This window comes from Pseudidiomarina sp. WS423 (assembly GCF_050750165.1).
Classification (GTDB): Bacteria; Pseudomonadota; Gammaproteobacteria; order Enterobacterales; family Alteromonadaceae; genus Pseudidiomarina; species Pseudidiomarina fusca.
On sequence record NZ_JBOJLN010000001.1, the window covers coordinates 244,374 to 262,781 of the forward strand.

The window sequence follows — 18,408 nt, forward strand, 5'->3', positions numbered from 1 at the left end:
TATTACCCCCGCGGCAAATAGTGCCGAGGATTAACTGACTTACCCCGAAAGCGAATTTCAAAATGCAACATCACTTGCGCGGCATCAGTGTCCCCCATCTCGGCAATCACTTCACCTTGTTTGACCCATTGTTGTTCTTGTACTAATAAGGTCTGATTGTGAGCATAGGCACTAATATAATCATCGTTATGTTTCACTATGATTAATTGCCCATACCCTTTCAGTGCATTGCCTGCGTACACCACTTTACCCGCTGCAGCAGCATAAATAGGAGCACCTCTATCACCACCAATGTCTAGCCCTTTGTTACCAGCCTCAGCGGTCGAAAAGTCACGAATCACTTTTCCTGTCGCGGGCCAACGCCATTGAACCTCCTTCGCAAAGGGCTCATTACTTGGGCTACTTATGACGGTGGCTGGAGGCTTGCTCGCAACCGGCGTTGCCGCAGTTTTAGCTGTTACAGGCTTGCTTTGTTTTTGTTCTAATTTAGTATCACGATACCCTGTCTGTGATGTCTTAGCAACGCTTTTGCTACTTTTTTCAACGGCTTTTAAACGTAGCCTTTGGCCAGGGAAAATGAGATAAGGTTCACTGATGTTATTAAGTTGAGCAAGCTCACGTACATCCACGTTAGCTCTAAAAGCGATAGAATAAAGCGTGTCACCACGCTCTACTTGATAGCTAGCAGCGGCCAAACTAGCCGCTTCAAAATCATGCACAGTGCGGCCATAATAAAGCTTCTTGACGGGCGCTGGTGGTGGCGGCTCAGCGCAGCCAAACAGCACCACCAAGGCACTTAAAGCAATGATCTGTTTAACGTGTCCATACATACGCAGCGATGGCAACTAACACCATTCCCCAACCGATTCGGTCTACATAAGTGCGCAGTTTTAGCGCCATTGTTGGTCCACCAGTACGAAGCAAAGCGGCAACCAAATAAAATCGCAAGCCACGACTAATCAACGACCCCAACACAAAAGGAATAAACATCACTTGTAGCATTCCCCCTGTTACCGTAAACAATTTATACGGCAAGGGCGAGAATCCAGCAATGAAAATAATCCAAAAGCCATATTCGGTAAACCAGGCAGTGACTCTCGCTAACTTATCTTGATAACCAGCCCATTCCACCAGTGGCATCACCAGCGGCTCAAACGCCCAATAACCCAACCAGTAGCCAGCAATCCCGCCTAAAACGGAGGCGATGGTGGTTAGTCCAGCAAAAAACCAAGCGCGCTTAGGTTGGGTCATCGCCATCGGTGCTAACATCACATCTGGCGGGATCGGAAACACCACTGATTCAGAAAAACTCAAAGCCGCTAAGATAGCTGGGGCTCGGCGATGCTGAGACCAACTTAATACCTTGTCGTACAGCCAGCCAAAAATCCTCATACTGGTTCTCCTGGTACTAAGGGAACAAATTTCACTTCGCCTAACTCCTTGTGCTCAAAAACATCGCCAAATCGACGCACCACAATTAGCCGTTGTTTATCCGTTCCAACCGGAATAATCATCACCCCACCATCGGATAATTGGGCCATTAACTGTTGCGGTAACTCACTCGCTGCCGCAGTAACAATAATGCCATCAAACGGCGCTTTACTGCGCCAGCCTAACCAGCCATCACCATGGCGCATACTCACGTTATGTAGCTCCAGTTGCTTGAGCCGTCGTTTCGCTTGGTATTGCAATTCAGCGATGCGTTCTACTGAACAAACCTGTGCCACCAATTGGGCCAAGATTGCGGTTTGGTAGCCACTCCCTGTGCCTATTTCTAACACCTTTTTACAATCATGCTGCATCAGTAGCTGGGTCATCGATGCAACCATCAGTGGCTGCGAAATCGTTTGTCCCTTGCCAATCGGTAGCGCCGTGTTTTCATATGCTTTGTGCGCCAACGATTGCGGCATAAACAGGTGACGAGGTGTCTTTTCAATCACCTCCAACACCGGTTTATTACGAATCCCTTCGCGTTCTAGCTGGGCCACCAAGCGGCGCGCCATCCCTTGAAAATTTTGAATCATGAGCTTGTTTTAGTTAACCAATCTGACAGTGTGGTTTGGTGGCTGCGCGCCGTCATATCTAAACTTAATGGGGTAATAGAGACGTAACCCTCACGCACGGCATGAAAATCAGTGCCTTCCGCGTCGTCTTGATGACCACCAATCGGGCCATACCAAAAGATATCACGGCCAAATGGATCTTTACTTTGCACCATAGTTTCAGCGCGATGACGACGCCCCAACCGCGTTACTTTTATGCCTTTTAATTGCTCATAAGGTATTGCTGGCACATTAATATTTAAAATGGTATCCAACCGTAGGGGTTCATCCGCCATTTGATTGACGATATCTGCCACCACTCGTGCTGCGGTGTCATAATAATCATCACTACGCGAGCCCATCGACACAGCAATGGCCGGCAATCCCATAAAACGTCCTTCCATTGCAGCAGCTACGGTTCCCGAATAGAGTACGTCATCACCCATATTAGGGCCATCATTAATCCCCGATACCACGAGGTCGACATCGTCGGCTAGCGGTGAATTCGTGCCCAAATGGACACAATCCGTTGGCGTGCCATTAAGCGAGTAGAAGCCATTAGCAAGCTGTTGCATACGCAGCGGATTATGCAACGTCAGAGAGTTACTAGCACCACTACAGTTGCGGTCTGGAGCTATCACCCGACATTGGGCAATGTCTTTTAAACGCTCATGCAAGGCGTGAATGCCAGGAGCATGGACGCCATCGTCATTACTGACTAATAATTTCATCATAACTAAGGTACCTACCAATTATTCCGTTGTAACTAATTCGCGTATTAGAGCAGTTGCAAAGCATCCTTTAGGTAAGGCAAAACTAATTTCTGCCACCGTATCACTTAACCAATTTAATTGTGCTTGCTGTGGGCGCAACAACAATGCTCGGCGGCCACCATCCAAACGTTGCTTCGCAAGGCCTTGAAGAAGTTCTGGATACTGTGCAAAGACTCCCTGTTCAAGCTCGGCTGCCTGCGCCTGGCTAATCTGTTGACGCTCGCCACTGCCCATTAGCGGACCACTGAGTTCAATATCACCGGACGCCAACCGCTCCAACAGTGCCGCATCAATCTGCTCGGCAATAAAAAATGACTGACTACCGCTGAGGAGCATAGGTTCGCCTTCTAACGGAGTCAGAAGGTTGTGTCGAATTCGCTCTGCCAGCACTTGATTAAACAAAAATGAGCGAGCTGCGGATAGATACAAACCTATTTGAGTTCTATTTAAGCGCCGGCGTAACCGCCCACTTAACCACTCAACTGCGTTACTGATGTTTTGCCCATCTTTGCCAAAGCGTTGCAGCCCATAGTAGTTAGGCACCCCTTGCGTACACACCTGTTGCCAACGTTGGTTAAAGGCATCAGTATCCGTGATAGCTTCTATACGAATCGTAAAACGATTACGTTTATGAGTACCGGTTTTAAGTTTGCGCGGCTGTAATACCGCCTGCAGCACACTAAATTCGGGATGCTCGAGCTCATGCCAGGGTAACAGTTGTTGGCCTGGCAATTGGATAGAAAACCATTGCTCGGTGATGGCTTGTCGATCTTTTAGACCTGAATAACTCACATCACGTTCTTTAACGCCGGCAAACTTAGCCAATTGGGCCGCTACATAAGGGGTATTTGCGCCACGTTTACGCACCCATAGCCACTGATGTTCACCTTGCTGTAACTGTGGATCTTGCTGCGGTAGTTCGAGCTCTTCAACCACCTGAAAATGCTCGGGTTCGGCTTTAATCACCCCACCGCTGTTAGGCACGCCGTGTAAATAAGGGCCTAGTAATGAATCATAGCTAGTCTCAGTCATTAATTTGGCCTTGTAGCAACACCACTGCATGGCAGCCAATGCCCTCTTTACGGCCAACAAAACCAAGCTTCTCGGTGGTGGTTGCCTTCACATTTACCGCGCCTACGGAGACTTCTAACAAAGCAGCAATGCGCTGACGCATTGCGCTGATATAATCAGCTAATTTAGGTGCTTGAGCAACCACGGTCACATCAAGGTTACCCACTCCATAGCCCTGCTGTTTAACCAGTTGCAGAACTTGGCTTAAAAGCCCCGCACTATCAGCGCCCGCATAAGCGGCATCAGTATCAGGAAAATGCTGACCAATATCGCCCAAAGCAGCCGCACCTAATAATGCATCAGCAATCGCATGAAGTAACACATCACCGTCAGAATGTGCGAGTAGACCCTGTTCGTATGGTACTTGAATACCACCCAATGTTAATGGTCCGCTGCCACCAAATTTATGCACATCATAACCGTGCCCAATGCGGATAGAACTTAATCTCATAGTTACCCCTGACGTTCTGTCGCAAAAAACTTTAAGTACATGTCGGCAAGCTGCTCATCACCCGGTTGCGTCACCTTAATATTGGTGCGCCTACCGGCCACTAACTGCGGCTTGCCACCCGATAATTCGATCGCTGAGGCTTCGTCAGTAAGCTCTGGGTGATCCACCCCTAAACTAACTAAGGCATTGAGTAAAGGTTGCAAAGCAAACACCTGTGGTGTCAGTGCATGCCACAAATGCTCTCGTTTTACTGAATGCCTCACCGCGTTTTGTGCATCACTTCGCTTCATCGTATCGGCTACGGGCAATGCCAACAGCGCGCCTTGAGGATGGGTTAACGCCACATCGATAACTTTGGATAATTCATCAGCTTGCAAACATGGTCGGGCCGCATCGTGCACCACCACATAGGCCACACCATCGAGACGTGCTTGTTCTACCCCCGCTAATACCGAGGCTGCTCGACTAGCTCCCCCCACGACGGGTATGACTGGAATGGGTAACTGCAACTGAAGTGCACTGAAAAATGTATCCTCTGCACTTAGAGCAAGATAGATCTTGGAGATCCGTGAGTCTTGCGTGAGTGCATGTAAACTATGCTCTAGCACCGTTTTGCCAGCTAATTGCAGATACTGTTTAGGGATCTTGCTTGCCATCCGCTGGCCACTACCGGCCGCTGGAACAATCGCAGCAATACTTGGAATGTGATCTATCATGGTTGTGTTTTTACTGGCACCAAACGGAAAAATGTTTCATCGCTTTTTATCAGTCCTAGTTCGTTGCGAGCGCGCTCTTCTAGCGCTACTTGGCCTTCACGTAAGTCTTCAATATCAGCTGCGACCAATTGATTGCGTTGCCGCAACTTATCATTGGCAGCGGCCTGTCGTTGCACATCTGCTTGCATATTCCAATAATCTGGCAGGCTGTTTTTGCCAAACCATAAACGATATTGCAGCGCAATTAAAATCACTAGAAACGTGAGTTTTAGCAATCGCATCCTCGCCTCCACCTGCAACGTGAATAACCCGTTAGAACTAGTAGGTTGTCAGATAATTTCTGGTAGTATATCGACCTTTACGGCTAACCCCAATGAAAAAGCTATGGAATATCTGATAATCCTAATGATTATGTTTGTTGCAGCCTGTTTGCAAGGCATTTCTGGCTTTGGCTCCGGCCTGATTGCCGTGCCCTTATTGGTGCTTTGGCTGCCACTTTCTACCCTCACGCCACTACTGTCGGTAGTTAACCTAGCCATGGCACTTTATTTAGGCTGGCTGCTACGACATGCTATTGCCTGGCGCCAGTGGCCTTGGCTGCTTGGCTGTGGCGTGCTTGGAAGCCTTGCTGGACAATACCTATTAGCCGCAATCAACTTACAGTTGTTACAACAGATCATGGCTGGTGGAGTTATTCTGGTCGCCCTGTTGTTTTGGTTTAACCTACGCTGGCAAAGTAACGGAGCCGCATGGCAACAAATATTAGCTGGTACCATCGGTGGTTTTAGTAATGGCGCTTTAACCTTAGGCGGACCACCCGTGGTGCTATTTCTTACAAGTTACGGTCTCGCCCGGGTATCGTTTCGTGCCACCCTAACCTTATTCTTTTTACTGCTTGCATTAACTAATGTGATTGGCTTTAGCTGGCAACAACGCTATCAATTAGAGCAATGGCCTATTTTACTCTGTTTGTTGGCTGGTGCTATTAGTGGTTCTTGGCTAGGGCACCGTATCAGTAGCCGCTTATCCGAATCTTTGTTTCGCAAATTAAGTTTAGTGATTGTGATGATTGCGGGTGTGGTTGCCTTTTGGGGCGCATTCTAACTGCTGTTACCGCCACTGAATGCGGGTGGCAAGCAGTACCTCACGTAAGCTCAAGGGGCGGGGATCTAACTTGCCTTTATGGCCCCATTGATGGCCCCCCATAGCTGCCCCTAAATGATACTTATCAGGCAAGACTAATACCGCCTGCATTGCCGTTGCTGCCGCTTCATGCGCTGGTAATGGATCCAGCCATTGCCCCTGCAAATCAAACCATCCCCAATGATTACAATGTACCCGCTGTTGAGCTAGATCAAGACGATCAAGCGAATCTAAGACAGCTTTCTGTAGATGTTGGGTTTGCACATGAATCACCACAGCATCGCCTAATTTGGCGTGCTTGTGTAACCAGTTGCTAAGTTTAGTCGTTTGCTTGGCCGCGGTCTGCAGCTTTGTTTTTTGTGGCGTCTGCCAGGAGGCGTTTTGGAGATCTAACACAAACGGCGCGCCGCACTGTAACATGCCACGCGCCGCTTGTTGAATGTAGTAAGGCAGACTTCGTAAACGTTTTTGTAACCCCTGAACCGTTAGCCCCAACTGCTGTGCAAGTTGTTGCAATTCACGTTCGTACAAGGCGTTACAAAGTTCAGCGAAAGCTGCCGCAGGCCATTTATCAGGCGTGGCTTCGGGGCTATTAACATAACCACCGTGCAACGCCTGGAAAATGTCAGCTTGTTGATTCTCGTTCATATTGCTCATCGGCAGAATTCACAAGCTTGCGACAGTTAAACGCTGACCACAACCCATGTGCTAGCTTGCGTTTACTTCGGCACGACCACGATACGCAGCCTGACCATCTAACTCAGCCTCGATACGCAACAACTGGTTGTACTTAGCCACTCGGTCTGAACGACAGAGCGAACCTGTTTTGATTTGCCCTGCCGCTGTACCCACCGCCAAATCAGCAATAGTAGCATCTTCAGTTTCACCTGAACGATGTGAAATAACTGCGGTGAAACCAGCTTCATGTGCCATTCGAATGGCCGCTAAGGTTTCAGTCAAACTACCAATTTGATTAAACTTAATCAAAATTGAGTTTGCGATCTGTTCATCAATACCACGCTTAAGAATACGGGTGTTAGTTACAAACAAATCATCACCTACCAACTGCACTTTACTGCCCAAACGTTCGGTCAAGACTTTCCAGCCAGCCCAATCGCTTTCATCCAAGCCATCTTCGATTGAAATAATCGGATAGCGTTGACACAGGCCATCAAGATACTCAGCAAAACCAGCAGCATCGAACGATTTACCCTCGCCACTTAGATGATACTGGCCATCGCGATAGAATTCTGATGCAGCACAATCAAGGGCTAAGGTGATATCACGCCCCATCTCGTAGCCAGCATTGGCAACAGCTTCAACAATCACCGCTAAAGCTTCTTCGTTAGACGCCAAGTTTGGGGCGAAACCACCCTCATCGCCCACGGCTGTGCTTAAGCCACGTTGCTGCAAGACTTTTTTCAACGCATGAAAGATCTCCGCTCCCATACGTAACCCTTCAGCAAAATTCTTCGCACCTACGGGCTGAATCATAAATTCTTGAATATCTACATTGTTATCAGCGTGTTCGCCGCCATTAAGAATATTCATCATCGGCAATGGCATGCTGTACTTGCCGGCAGTACCATTGAGTTCAGCAATATGAGCATACAAGGGTATTCCCTTGGCACTAGCAGCAGCCTTTGCAACAGCTAGCGATACGGCCAAAATAGCGTTCGCACCCAATTTTTCTTTGTTCTCAGTACCATCCAAATCTAACATGATTTGGTCAACTTGAGCTTGCTCCGTTGCATCAATGCCTTGTAACGCTGGCGCTATAAGCTCCACCACGTTTCGCACGGCAGTTTGCACACCTTTGCCTAAATATCTGTGAGCGTCACCATCACGTAACTCTAGTGCTTCACGAGAGCCAGTTGATGCACCACTAGGGGCAGCGGCGCGCCCCCAATGACCATTGTCTAGATAAACATCTGCTTCAATAGTTGGGTTGCCGCGTGAGTCCATGATTTCACGAGCTACAATACGACTAATTGCTGCCATGATCTTTAATACTCCTTTGCCATAACACGCGACGCTTAAGCGCGACGCTCTTTTTGATACTGTCCTGCGGCTTCAATAAAACCGCGGAATAATGGATGCCCATCACGTGGAGTAGAGTTGAATTCCGGATGGAATTGCGCTGCCACAAACCAGCGATGGGTAGGAATTTCAATAATTTCTACTAAGCGATTATCATGTGACCAACCTGATATTTTCAAGCCTGCCGCTTCTAATTGCTCGATATAATGACCGTTGACTTCATAGCGATGGCGATGCCGCTCTTGAATCACATCGGCACCGTATAATGTCCGCGCCTTAGTGCCCTGCACTAAATTACATGGTTGCGCACCCAAACGCATAGTACCGCCTAAATCAGAACTGTTATTGCGTAATTCTTTCTGACCTTTGGCATCCATCCACTCGGTGATCAATCCTACCACCGGATGTTTTGCATCGGCTTCAAATTCAGTGCTATTGGCGCCTGTTAAACCGGCAACGTTACGCGCGTATTCAATCAGCGCAATCTGCATCCCCAAACAAATGCCTAGATAAGGAATATTGTGCTCACGAGCGTATTGGGCCGCCATGATCTTACCTAGTATTCCGCGTTCACCAAAACCGCCTGGAACAATGATGGCATCTACATCAGCAAGTTTAGCAACACCTTTAGTTTCAATATCTTGCGCATCAATGTAGCGTAAGTTCACGGTTAAACGATTCTTTAAGCCGGCATGGGCTAAGGCTTCATTCACCGATTTATAAGCGTCAGGCAACTCAATGTACTTTCCAACAAAACCAATGGTCACTTCACCGCTAGGATTCGATTCTTGATAGAGCACCTGTTCCCACTCAGCTAAATCTGCTTCTGGGCAGTCTAATCGGAACCTGTGGGTCACGATTTCATCAAGGCCTTGCGACTTCAGAATAGCCGGAATTTTATAAATGCTATCGACATCTTTCAAGCCAATAACAGCGCGTTCTTCAACATTGGTAAATAGCGCAATTTTAGCCCGTTCCGTAGCAGGTAACGCACGGTCTGAACGACACACCAAAATGTCCGGCTGAATACCAATCGAGCGAAGTTCTTTTACCGAGTGTTGGGTTGGTTTAGTTTTTACTTCGCCAGCAGCACCTAAAAACGGTACCAAGGTGAGGTGCATAAATAACGTACGATCGCGACCCACTTCAGTGGCCAATTGGCGAATAGCTTCAAGAAAAGGTTGTGATTCAATATCACCTACGGTGCCGCCGATTTCAATGATAGCAATATCATAGTCGCTGCTTCCATCAACAATACGACGTTTGATTTCGTTGGTAATATGAGGAATGACCTGAATGGTAGCGCCAAGAAACTCACCGCGACGTTCGCGTCGAATGATATCTTCGTATACGCGCCCAGCAGTAAAGTTGTTTTTCTTGGTCATTCGGGTACGAATAAATCGTTCGTAATGTCCCAAATCCAGATCGGTTTCGGCACCGTCTTCGGTCACAAACACTTCGCCGTGCTGAATGGGACTCATGGTACCAGGATCCACGTTAATGTAGGGATCCAGTTTAAGAATCGTAACCTTTAGGCCACGTGCTTCGAGAATTGCCGCCAATGAAGCTGCAGCAATACCTTTGCCCAGCGAAGATACAACACCGCCGGTGACGAAAATATAATTAGTTGTCATGCGAAACCTAAGTCGTCAGGTTGATAGGGAAATGCTTCAAGACGGGAAAACAGTATACCCGAGTAGCCCATAGCCGACAAATTATTTCTTACTTTCAACGTGATTTAACTGTTGTTTAGCTTGTTGCCAATAGGTTTCTAACTCGTCTAAGCTCAACTCTTCAGGACGTCTTTGCTGTTGGGCTAATTGCGTTTCTATCCATTGAAAACGCTGTTTAAACTTATGATTGGTCAGGCGTAATGCGTGCTCAGGATTAACCTGAGCGTGGCGGGCCAAATTCACCACCGCAAACAACAAATCGCCAATCTCAGCAGCTATTTTTGCGTTATCGTTAGCTCTAATTTCGTCTTCAACTTCCGCTAATTCTTCCCTTATTTTAGCAATCACGGGAGCCATCTCAGACCAATCAAAACCCACAGTCGCAGCCCGTTTTTGCAGTTTTTGAGCCATTAAAATACTTGGTAAATTATCTGCAATACCATCAAACACACTATCGCTTTGCCCTTGCTCAGCACGCTCCTCACTTTTTATCTGCTCCCACTGTGCTTTTATCTCAGCATCACTGAGGGCTTGTTGCTCACCAAACACGTGTGGATGTCGCCGCATGAGCTTCTCTGCTGTAGCTCCAGCAATGGCGTCTAAATCAAATAGTTCCTGTTCCTTGCCAAGCTGTGCATAAAACACCACCTGGAACAATAAATCACCTAGTTCATCTTTTATCGCTGCTGGTTCGCCCGCGGTAATTGCGGCGGCAACTTCGTATGCTTCTTCCAAAGTATAAGGAATGAGGCTGGCCATGGATTGCTGCAAATCCCATGGGCACCCGCCAACCGGATCTCGCAACCGTTGCATAACGGTTACCAAGGCTTGCACACCTGTAAATGAATTCATGTTATTCCTTACCTATCAAGCTGGCACTCGCACCACTTCATGCACACCTTTGAGTTGGCTTAGACGACTGACTAAGCGCTGCAAACCTGCTTGGTCCGCTACCATCACGCCAACCCGAATACTGGCTAGAGCACTAGCTTCATCTCGTTTCGAATCAAGTTGCGCCACGCTAGCACGTTCATTGGCTAAGACGCTGGTAATGTCATGCAATAATCCTTGACGATCATTTGCGATAAGGCGCAAATCAACTCGATAGTTAGCTTGCTTTTGTTCACTCCAGCTTACCGCCAATGCACGCTCAGGATGTTGGTCTAAAAGATGCTGCAACTGCTCACAATCCTTGCGGTGTACTGAAACGCCCCGCCCCTGAGTTACAAAGCCTAAAATACTATCACCTGGCACCGGTTGACAGCATTTGGCAAATTGCACGAGGAGATTACCAATCCCTTCAACAGTGACATCGCTCTGTTTACCAGTGCGCTGCTTGGCAGGTTTGGCTGTGAGTCGCTCGATGCGCTCGGCCGCTGTATCTGTGGCTGGTTTAAGTTGGTTTACCACATGCTGCAAGCGCACATCACCCGCACCGATGCCGGCAATTAAGTCATCTAAGTGCGTCATATTAAAGCGCTCAAGAACCTGCTCGGCAGCACTCAGGGGAATGCCATGTTTTGCTAGCTCTGGCTCGAGTAGCTCTTTACCTGCTTTAATATTTTTATCACGATCAAGCTTTTTGAAATAAGTGGCTACTTTAGCCCGGGCACGCGAGGTTTGTAGATAACCACTGGTAGGATTGAGCCAATCGCGGCGCGGTTGCGCATTCTTTTGCGTAAGAATTTCTACCCGCTCGCCATTTTTTAACGCATAAGTAAAAGGTACAATATGGCCATCCACTTTGGCTCCAACACAGCGATGCCCAACTTGTGAATGGATGTAATAGGCAAAATCTAACGGCGTTGCGCCGTTAGGTAAATCTATCACTTCTCCTTTTGGAGTAAATACATACACCCTATCTTCAAATACTTGAGAGCGAATTTCTGCCACTAATTCATCGTTGCCCGCCATATCATCATGCCAAGCTAACAATTTGCGCAGCCACGCGATCTTTTCTTCTAGGCCTTGCCCTTTACTAACTGCCGCCCCCTCTTTGTACATCCAGTGGGCTGCAACCCCAAGTTCAGCATCATCATGCATGGTTTGGGTGCGAATTTGTATTTCTACATGTTTATCAGCAGGCCCAAGCACCACGGTGTGAATCGATTGATACCCGTTAGCCTTAGGAGTGGCAATATAATCATCAAATTCAGAGCCAATATGACGCCATAAACTATGAACTACGCCCAACGCGGCGTAGCAGTCTTTTAGCGACGCGGTAATGATCCTAACGGCACGGATGTCATACAACTCGGTAAAGTTAAGATGCTTTTTCTGCATTTTTCGCCAAATCGAGTAGATATGCTTAGGCCGCCCGTAAACGGTAGCTTCTACGCCTTCATCATGCAGTGCCTGCTGTAGATGTTGCACAAAATCATGAATATATGTTTCACGATCAATACGTCGTTCCAAGAGCTGTTTGGCAATAGCTTTGTAGGTGTTTGGATGCAAGTACCTGAATGCGAGATCTTCTAGTTCCCACTTGAGTTGACCAATGCCTAATCGATTAGCTAGTGGCGCATAAATTTCATGGCATTCCTTAGCGGCAAGAACTCGTGTTTCTTCGTCTAATCCTTTGACTTCTCTTAAAAAACAAATACGTTCAGCTAGTTTAATTAACACTGCTCGTACGTCTGCCACCATCGCCAGCAACATGCGACGTACATTATCTATTTGCGCATCGTTAGGTTTACCATGCTGAAAATGTTGCAAGGCGCTAATGCTCTGCATCTGCTGTACTGCTTGCATCAGCTGCAATAAGGACTCACCACCCCACGCCGTCACTTGCTCCGGTGTCAGTAGCTTAAGTTCGTAGGCAGGGCTGAGTAAGGCCGCTACTAGGGTCTCTTGGTCCAATCCTAAACCAGCTAGGATCTCCACCATTTCTTGACCTTTCAGTTCAATGTGCGCAGCTTTAGGTTGCTTCACTAACAGCTGTTGTAACTGTTGACTAAGCTCAGTTAACGCTTGCTTGCGCTGCTTAGAGTCAACGTGAGCTAACCAATCCCCGCCCGTTTGACTCGGTTTGTCAACATGGGTACTGCGCACAAAAACCACGGCTTTACTCCCTTTCGAATAGTGTCATAACCTCAATGTGATGGGTCTGCGGAAACATGTCAACCAGTTGTGCTTGTTTTAAGTGATAACCGCCTTGCACCAGCGTCGCGGCATCCCTCGCTAAGGTATCCGGAGCACAAGAAATATACAGAATTTGCGCTGGTTGCATCCGCACTAACTCTTGTACTGCTTGCGCGGCACCAGCTCTAGCTGGGTCCAGCAGCACCTTGTTGAATGGCCCTTGCAATAGCTTTGCTGCTGCACTTTGCGCCCAGGGCTGGGCTAAGTTGCTGCACGCCGCAGTCACAGCTACGCCATGCAGGTGGGCGTTGTGCTGTAATTGCCGGACCATACTAGGTACACCCTCTATTGCCGTTACCTGAGCCCCACTGCGAGCAAACGGAATAGTAAAATGGCCACTACCGGCAAATAACTCCAAAATAGTATCACCAGATTCTGGCTCAAGCCATTGCAGAGCTTGGGCGACCATAGCCTCAGCTAAATCACGGTGAGTTTGTAAAAAGTCTCCTGGGTTAAACTGCAGTTTAGCCTGCCAAGTTGCGTATTGAGGAAGCGGCCCAGTATCTAACCAATGAACCTGCTGCTCATCCTGCCATGCGATGCGCACTTGATGGTGTTCTGAAAATGCCACTAAACGTGCTCTATCGGCGGCTGCCAACGAACGAGTTAAACGCAACACCACTAGCGGCTCAGCTGTGGTTTCAAGGAGTTCTACATGCCCCAAAAACGGCACCAGTTTGAGCTCAGCTAAGCATGCACGCAACGGAGCCAACAAGTTATTTAACGCTAGCGCTAACGTAGCACACTCAGAAATCGGCACGATGGTTTTACTTTTTCTGGCCCGAAACCCCAACGTGAGCTGCCGTTTACTTTTATCATAATGAGCTGCTAAGCGAGCCCGTCGACGGTAGTTCCAAGGGCTGCCGCTAAGCGTCGGTTGCCACACTGACGTGCCTGCAGTGACATCAATTCCAGCAAACTTATGCAATAACTCAGTGACTACTTGCTGCTTATGCTGCTGTTGTGCTGCTACATTAAAATGCTGCAAGTCACAACCACCGCACTGCCGATAGAATTCACAGGCCGGTTGCTGCCGCTCAGGGCTAGATTGCTGTACCGCTAAAAGTTCCGCCTCGTACTTGCTACTCTCAACGTAGTCGATAACTTCGCCAGGTAAGGCCCCAGCCACAAATTTAACCCCTTGCGCACTACGCACGACACCGCGACCAAAATGATCCAGCCCAACCACATCTGCTGCTGCAATAGTTGCAGGTTTTGGCTTAGCTTTGCGTTTTCGCTGCTGCGGCCCTTGACCAGGCCGATAAAACTGCGCCATCCCTTAGTTCAGCTCTGCGATAGCTTGCATGCGAGCTTGCTGCAACAGCTGCTTCATGTCACGCACGGCTTGATCCAATCCTACCAGCACCGCTCGAGCTATGATGGCATGCCCAATATTCAACTCTACTAACGGTAAAATTGCCGCTATTGCAGCGCTATTATGATAATGCAAACCATGACCTGCGTTTACTTGTAAACCAAGACCATGCGCATAATCAGCTGCGTCTCTTAGTTGCTGAAGCGTTTGTTGTTGCCCTGCTTCAGTCGTTTGTTCAGCGTAATGCCCGGTATGCAGCTCTATCACTTGAGCACCACTGGCTTTGGCCGCATCAATTTGCTTTTTATCGGCATCAATAAACAAAGAAGCGATAGTGCCATGACTTGCTAAACTTGCTACTGCATCAGTTACTCGTGCAAGCTGGCCAGCTACATCTAAACCACCCTCAGTAGTAAGCTCAGCACGTTTTTCGGGCACTAAACAGCTATAAGCCGGCTTAACTTTTGCAGCAATGGCTAGCATTTCATCAGTTATCGCCATTTCTAGATTCATTCTGGTTTGCAGAGTATGGGCGAGCAACTCAACATCGCGATCATGGATATGACGACGATCTTCACGCAAGTGAATAGTTATACCATCGGCTCCAGCCTGTTCTGCTAACGCAGCTGCTGTTACCGGATCCGGATAGCTGACGCCACGAGCATTTCGTAGTGTAGCGACATGATCAATATTGACCCCTAACAAAATGGGAAATTGCTGCAAGCTCATGATGTGTATCCTTTGGGTGTTTCTGTGCTCAGCGGCGCCACCACTGGCTGGTTAGCCGTGCTTGACGCTACTTGCAACTGTATGAATAATTCGCGACTACGAAGCGGTGCGGGCCCTAAATAGGGTGCGAGCGCTTCTCGCATTAAACGTTTGAATACGTTAAGTAGCCTACTATCGTTTAATTCGAAAGCAGCTAATTTAAGTAAATCGCTACCGGCATAGGAGTGAGGTGTTGCGCTAACAGCACTGAAACCAGCTTCTGGCACAAATAAGTAATGGCTGTTCGCTACTACAGGCTGTTGCTGAGTATCATAAAACCAATCAAAACCGTGCCCTAAATGACACAGTAGTTGCCATTCAAAACGACGCAAGACAGGTTCTATTTGGGCCATCTGCGTTAATAGCTGCAGTGCTTGCTGATAGTCATCAAACACCCCATCTAACGGCTGATAGATTGATGTCAGACGTTGTAATAGCTCGTTAAGGTAAAAACCGCTGTAGAGGTTAACCCCCTGCAGCGCAAAGGCTGGTGCACTGGCTTCGGCATCAACAAGCGTTTGTAATTCGTGTTTACCGCGAGTTTCAACCAGCAACGGTGTAAAGGGCTGAAGGATACTTCGCCAGCGGCTTTTGGGCCGCTTAGCTCCCTTCGCAATAACCCGAAATCGCCCGTGCTGCAGAGTAAATAATTCAACCAGTAGGCTGCTATCCTGATAAGGCCAGCGATGCAGCACATATGCCGGTTGCATGGCTTAATCCTCACCATACCCTAAGCTGCGGAGTGCTCGTTCATCATCAGCCCAGCCGGATTTTACTTTAACCCAGAGCTGCAAATGGACTTTGCCACCAATCAATGGCTCGAGATCTTTTCGCGCTTCAGTACCAATGGTTTTTAACTTACTGCCACCAGCGCCAATAATCATCCGCTTTTGTCCCTCTCGTTCGACCAAAATCAACGCATGAATATGGGTGGTACCATTATCTGCAGTGCGAAATTGTTCAATCTCAACGGTCGTACTGTATGGCAATTCATCGCCGGTAAAACGCATGAGTTTTTCACGCACTATTTCAGCGGTCATAAAACGCAATGATCGATCGGTAACATAATCTTCAGGAAAGTGATGCACACCTGGTTTGGCATATTGATGAACTAAACTACGTAAAGCCTCAACTTGATCGCCAGTAGCGGCAGACAGAGGCACAATCTCGGCAAATGTATGTCGCGCTGCTAATTGTTCCAGCTGTGGCAATAAACTACTTTTATCCTTTATCTGATCGATCTTGTTCACAACCAAAATAACAGGACGTTGAGATTTCTTAAGTTTGTTAAGTACCATCTCATCATCGGTGGTCCAGCGATTTGCTTCCACCACAAATAAAACCACTTCAACACCACTCATAGAACTTGCAGCAGCGCGATTCATGAGTCGATTAATCGCCTTTTTCTCATCTTGATGCAATCCTGGCGTGTCAACATAGACTATTTGTCTATCACCTTCAGTTTCGATACCCAAAATTCGATGTCGAGTGGTTTGTGGCTTGTTCGAGGTTATACTAATTTTTTGTCCAAGAATACGATTCAGTAAGGTAGATTTGCCCACATTGGGACGCCCTACAATCGCGACAAAAGCTGACTCTGATTGATATTCAGTCACATCCATTACACAGGTTCCTGCTGGTGTTGTAGCAACTCTAACGTTGCTGCCGCGGCCTTCTGTTCAGCTTTGCGTCTACTGGTACCAGTACCAAGCACCACTTCTGCCAAACCGTCTACTTGGCAACTCACGGTAAACTGTTGATTGTGCGCCTGGCCTTGGGTCGCCACAACTTCGTAAAGCGGCAATGCACATTGCCGACCCTGTAAAAATTCTTGTAATCGCGTTTTGGGATCTTTATGGCTGACGCCAGGTTTTATCGCAGCTAAGTGAGGAGCAAACCAACGCAGCACAACTTGACGACAGGTCACTAAATCGCTTTCTAGGTACATAGCACCAAGCAAAGCCTCCACTGCATCAGCAAGAATAGATTCACGCCGATGGCCGCCGCTCTTCATTTCACCTGGCCCCAGCACCAGATATTTACCTAACTCAAATTGCTGGGCAAGCTTAGCTAATGAGCGACCACAAACTAAAGTGGCGCGCATTCGGCTTAAATCGCCTTCATCTATTTTCGGAAAGCGTTCAAACAGGGCCTCGGAAATAATAATTCCTAACACCGAGTCGCCTAAAAACTCTAGGCGTTCGTTGTGTTGCGCCGCCGCACTACGGTGAGTTAAGGCTTGCGCTAACTGATCACGATTATTAAAACGATAACCAAACGCTTGTTCTAACTTATGAATAGGTGGTTTTGGTAAACTCACTTATTACTCCACGGTTCCGAGTCTGTGCCAGCGAACGCCAGTAGGAACCCATTGCGGTAGCCAGCTATTCCGGCTACGGTCCATTTCAAAACTCATCCAAATAAAAGTAGCACGACCTACCAGATAATGCTCTGGTACAAAGCCCCAGTATCTACTATCTTCAGAATTATCACGGTTATCACCCATAAAGAAATAGTGTCCTTCGGGTACTATCCATTCATCAGGAGCCGTGCCTTCTTGCTGATAAAAATACGGAGTGCGTGGTGCAATAGTTGGATCAATAAGAATTTCGTGGGTCACATTACCCAACTGCTCTTGGTAGCGCACCAAAGGAGTAGACCGGCTAAAATAAACTTCATCCTGAGCCGTCACATCCCGTTCAATCACCTGCATTTGTGGACATTCACTGGATTGCTCAACACATGCAGGCTCTAAATATAACGTTTTATTACGATATATTATCCGGTCGCCAGGCGTACCAATGATTCGTTTAATGTAATCCAGTTGTGGGTTACCTGGGTATTTAAAGACCGCAATATCACCCCGTTGTGGGGTACCAGTTTTCATCAATTCGGTACGAAAAATAGGATCTCGTAAGCTGTAACTAAACTTTTGTACCAAGATAAAGTCACCGGCCAACATGGTTGGCATCATCGACGCTGAAGGTATTCTGAACGGCTCAAAAATAAATGAACGTAGAATAAGTATCACGAACAACACCGGAAACACCGACTGCGCAAACTCGGCTAAGCGCCCTTGAGGGGCAATCCGAGCTCGCGCCTCTTCATCCAACTGTTGTTGCAAACGTTGCTCTTCGGCTTGAATACGTTGCAAGCGTACTGGCTTTTTGTAACGTGCGTCATACCACCAGACCGCACCTGCCACCAAGGTGACAATTGTCAACAACACCGAATAAAAATTGGCCATTCGTGCTTTTTCCTTATCGTGACGCCAA

Annotated in this window: 20 protein-coding genes; 1 reads left to right on the forward strand and 19 read right to left on the reverse strand. The window is 47.7% G+C overall.

Going from position 1 to position 18,408, the window contains the following annotated elements:
- Nucleotides 1-2: 2 nt before the first annotated feature.
- The 8 genes from ACQ661_RS01135 to ftsB are packed head-to-tail and all read right to left on the reverse strand — an operon-like array spanning nucleotide 3 to nucleotide 5,334.
- On the reverse strand, nucleotides 3-845 hold the full coding sequence (locus tag ACQ661_RS01135; protein WP_431667374.1) for a peptidoglycan DD-metalloendopeptidase family protein: 843 nt from the start codon (nucleotides 843-845) through the stop codon (nucleotides 3-5).
- A complete protein-coding gene (locus ACQ661_RS01140) occupies nucleotides 814-1,392 on the reverse strand; it encodes a YqaA family protein (RefSeq protein ID WP_153825699.1) in 579 nt (192 codons plus the stop codon). The genes ACQ661_RS01135 and ACQ661_RS01140 overlap by 32 nt, the downstream gene beginning before the upstream one ends.
- Nucleotides 1,389-2,024 carry a protein-L-isoaspartate(D-aspartate) O-methyltransferase gene (locus ACQ661_RS01145; RefSeq protein ID WP_369742298.1) on the reverse strand — a complete coding sequence of 212 codons (636 nt, stop codon included), beginning with the start codon at nucleotides 2,022-2,024 and terminating at the stop codon, nucleotides 1,389-1,391. Before ACQ661_RS01145 ends, ACQ661_RS01140 begins: the two co-directional genes overlap by 4 nt.
- The gene (gene surE / locus ACQ661_RS01150; protein WP_431667376.1) at nucleotides 2,021-2,776 is read right to left on the reverse strand and encodes a 5'/3'-nucleotidase SurE; all 756 of its coding nucleotides are present in this window, start codon (nucleotides 2,774-2,776) and stop codon (nucleotides 2,021-2,023) included. Before surE ends, ACQ661_RS01145 begins: the two co-directional genes overlap by 4 nt.
- Nucleotides 2,777-2,794: 18 nt before the next feature.
- Nucleotides 2,795-3,847, reverse strand: a complete 1,053-nt coding sequence (truD, locus tag ACQ661_RS01155) for a tRNA pseudouridine(13) synthase TruD (protein WP_431667377.1) — start codon at nucleotides 3,845-3,847, stop codon at nucleotides 2,795-2,797.
- Nucleotides 3,840-4,337 (reverse strand): 2-C-methyl-D-erythritol 2,4-cyclodiphosphate synthase, encoded by a 498-nt coding sequence (gene ispF, locus ACQ661_RS01160; protein ID WP_431667379.1) that lies wholly within the window; start codon nucleotides 4,335-4,337, stop codon nucleotides 3,840-3,842. Before ispF ends, truD begins: the two co-directional genes overlap by 8 nt.
- Nucleotides 4,338-4,339: 2 nt before the next feature.
- Nucleotides 4,340-5,053, reverse strand: coding sequence for a 2-C-methyl-D-erythritol 4-phosphate cytidylyltransferase (gene ispD, locus ACQ661_RS01165; protein WP_110075175.1), 714 nt, complete (start codon nucleotides 5,051-5,053; stop codon nucleotides 4,340-4,342).
- Entirely contained in the window at nucleotides 5,050-5,334 is a 285-nt protein-coding gene (gene ftsB, locus ACQ661_RS01170) for a cell division protein FtsB (protein ID WP_110075176.1), read from the reverse strand. Before ftsB ends, ispD begins: the two co-directional genes overlap by 4 nt.
- A gap of 103 nt (nucleotides 5,335-5,437) precedes the next feature.
- Here ftsB and ACQ661_RS01175 point away from each other — a divergent pair, with 103 nt between their 5' ends.
- The gene (locus ACQ661_RS01175) at nucleotides 5,438-6,157 is read left to right on the forward strand and encodes a sulfite exporter TauE/SafE family protein (RefSeq protein ID WP_431667380.1); all 720 of its coding nucleotides are present in this window, start codon (nucleotides 5,438-5,440) and stop codon (nucleotides 6,155-6,157) included.
- 6 nt (nucleotides 6,158-6,163) lie between these two features.
- On the opposite strand, the gene ACQ661_RS01180 is transcribed toward ACQ661_RS01175, so the two are convergent.
- The 11 genes from ACQ661_RS01180 to lepB form a co-directional block, all read right to left on the reverse strand.
- Nucleotides 6,164-6,844 carry a hypothetical protein gene (locus tag ACQ661_RS01180; RefSeq protein WP_431667381.1) on the reverse strand — a complete coding sequence of 227 codons (681 nt, stop codon included), beginning with the start codon at nucleotides 6,842-6,844 and terminating at the stop codon, nucleotides 6,164-6,166.
- Nucleotides 6,845-6,904: 60 nt separating this feature from the next.
- Nucleotides 6,905-8,197: a phosphopyruvate hydratase gene (gene eno, locus ACQ661_RS01185; RefSeq protein WP_431667382.1), complete on the reverse strand. Its 1,293-nt coding sequence runs from the start codon at nucleotides 8,195-8,197 to the stop codon at nucleotides 6,905-6,907.
- A gap of 35 nt (nucleotides 8,198-8,232) precedes the next feature.
- Nucleotides 8,233-9,870: a CTP synthase gene (locus tag ACQ661_RS01190; protein ID WP_110075180.1), complete on the reverse strand. Its 1,638-nt coding sequence runs from the start codon at nucleotides 9,868-9,870 to the stop codon at nucleotides 8,233-8,235.
- Between the two features lie 81 nt (nucleotides 9,871-9,951).
- Nucleotides 9,952-10,761: a nucleoside triphosphate pyrophosphohydrolase gene (gene mazG, locus ACQ661_RS01195; RefSeq protein WP_110075181.1), complete on the reverse strand. Its 810-nt coding sequence runs from the start codon at nucleotides 10,759-10,761 to the stop codon at nucleotides 9,952-9,954.
- Nucleotides 10,762-10,776: 15 nt separating this feature from the next.
- Nucleotides 10,777-12,969, reverse strand: coding sequence for a GTP diphosphokinase (gene relA, locus ACQ661_RS01200; RefSeq protein ID WP_431667384.1), 2,193 nt, complete (start codon nucleotides 12,967-12,969; stop codon nucleotides 10,777-10,779).
- A 4-nt stretch (nucleotides 12,970-12,973) separates the two neighbouring features.
- Nucleotides 12,974-14,326 carry a 23S rRNA (uracil(1939)-C(5))-methyltransferase RlmD gene (locus ACQ661_RS01205; protein ID WP_431667385.1) on the reverse strand — a complete coding sequence of 451 codons (1,353 nt, stop codon included), beginning with the start codon at nucleotides 14,324-14,326 and terminating at the stop codon, nucleotides 12,974-12,976.
- Between the two features lie 3 nt (nucleotides 14,327-14,329).
- Complete coding sequence (gene pdxJ, locus ACQ661_RS01210) at nucleotides 14,330-15,094, reverse strand: pyridoxine 5'-phosphate synthase (RefSeq protein WP_110075184.1); 765 nt, start codon at nucleotides 15,092-15,094, stop codon at nucleotides 14,330-14,332.
- A complete protein-coding gene (gene recO / locus ACQ661_RS01215; RefSeq protein WP_153825710.1) occupies nucleotides 15,091-15,843 on the reverse strand; it encodes a DNA repair protein RecO in 753 nt (250 codons plus the stop codon). The genes pdxJ and recO overlap by 4 nt, the downstream gene beginning before the upstream one ends.
- Before the next feature lie 3 nt (nucleotides 15,844-15,846).
- Nucleotides 15,847-16,755 (reverse strand): GTPase Era, encoded by a 909-nt coding sequence (gene era / locus ACQ661_RS01220; RefSeq protein ID WP_431667386.1) that lies wholly within the window; start codon nucleotides 16,753-16,755, stop codon nucleotides 15,847-15,849.
- Nucleotides 16,755-17,453, reverse strand: a complete 699-nt coding sequence (rnc, locus tag ACQ661_RS01225) for a ribonuclease III (protein WP_110075187.1) — start codon at nucleotides 17,451-17,453, stop codon at nucleotides 16,755-16,757. The genes era and rnc overlap by 1 nt, the downstream gene beginning before the upstream one ends.
- Before the next feature lie 3 nt (nucleotides 17,454-17,456).
- The gene (gene lepB, locus ACQ661_RS01230; protein ID WP_431667388.1) at nucleotides 17,457-18,380 is read right to left on the reverse strand and encodes a signal peptidase I; all 924 of its coding nucleotides are present in this window, start codon (nucleotides 18,378-18,380) and stop codon (nucleotides 17,457-17,459) included.
- Between the last annotated feature and the right edge of the window lie 28 nt (nucleotides 18,381-18,408).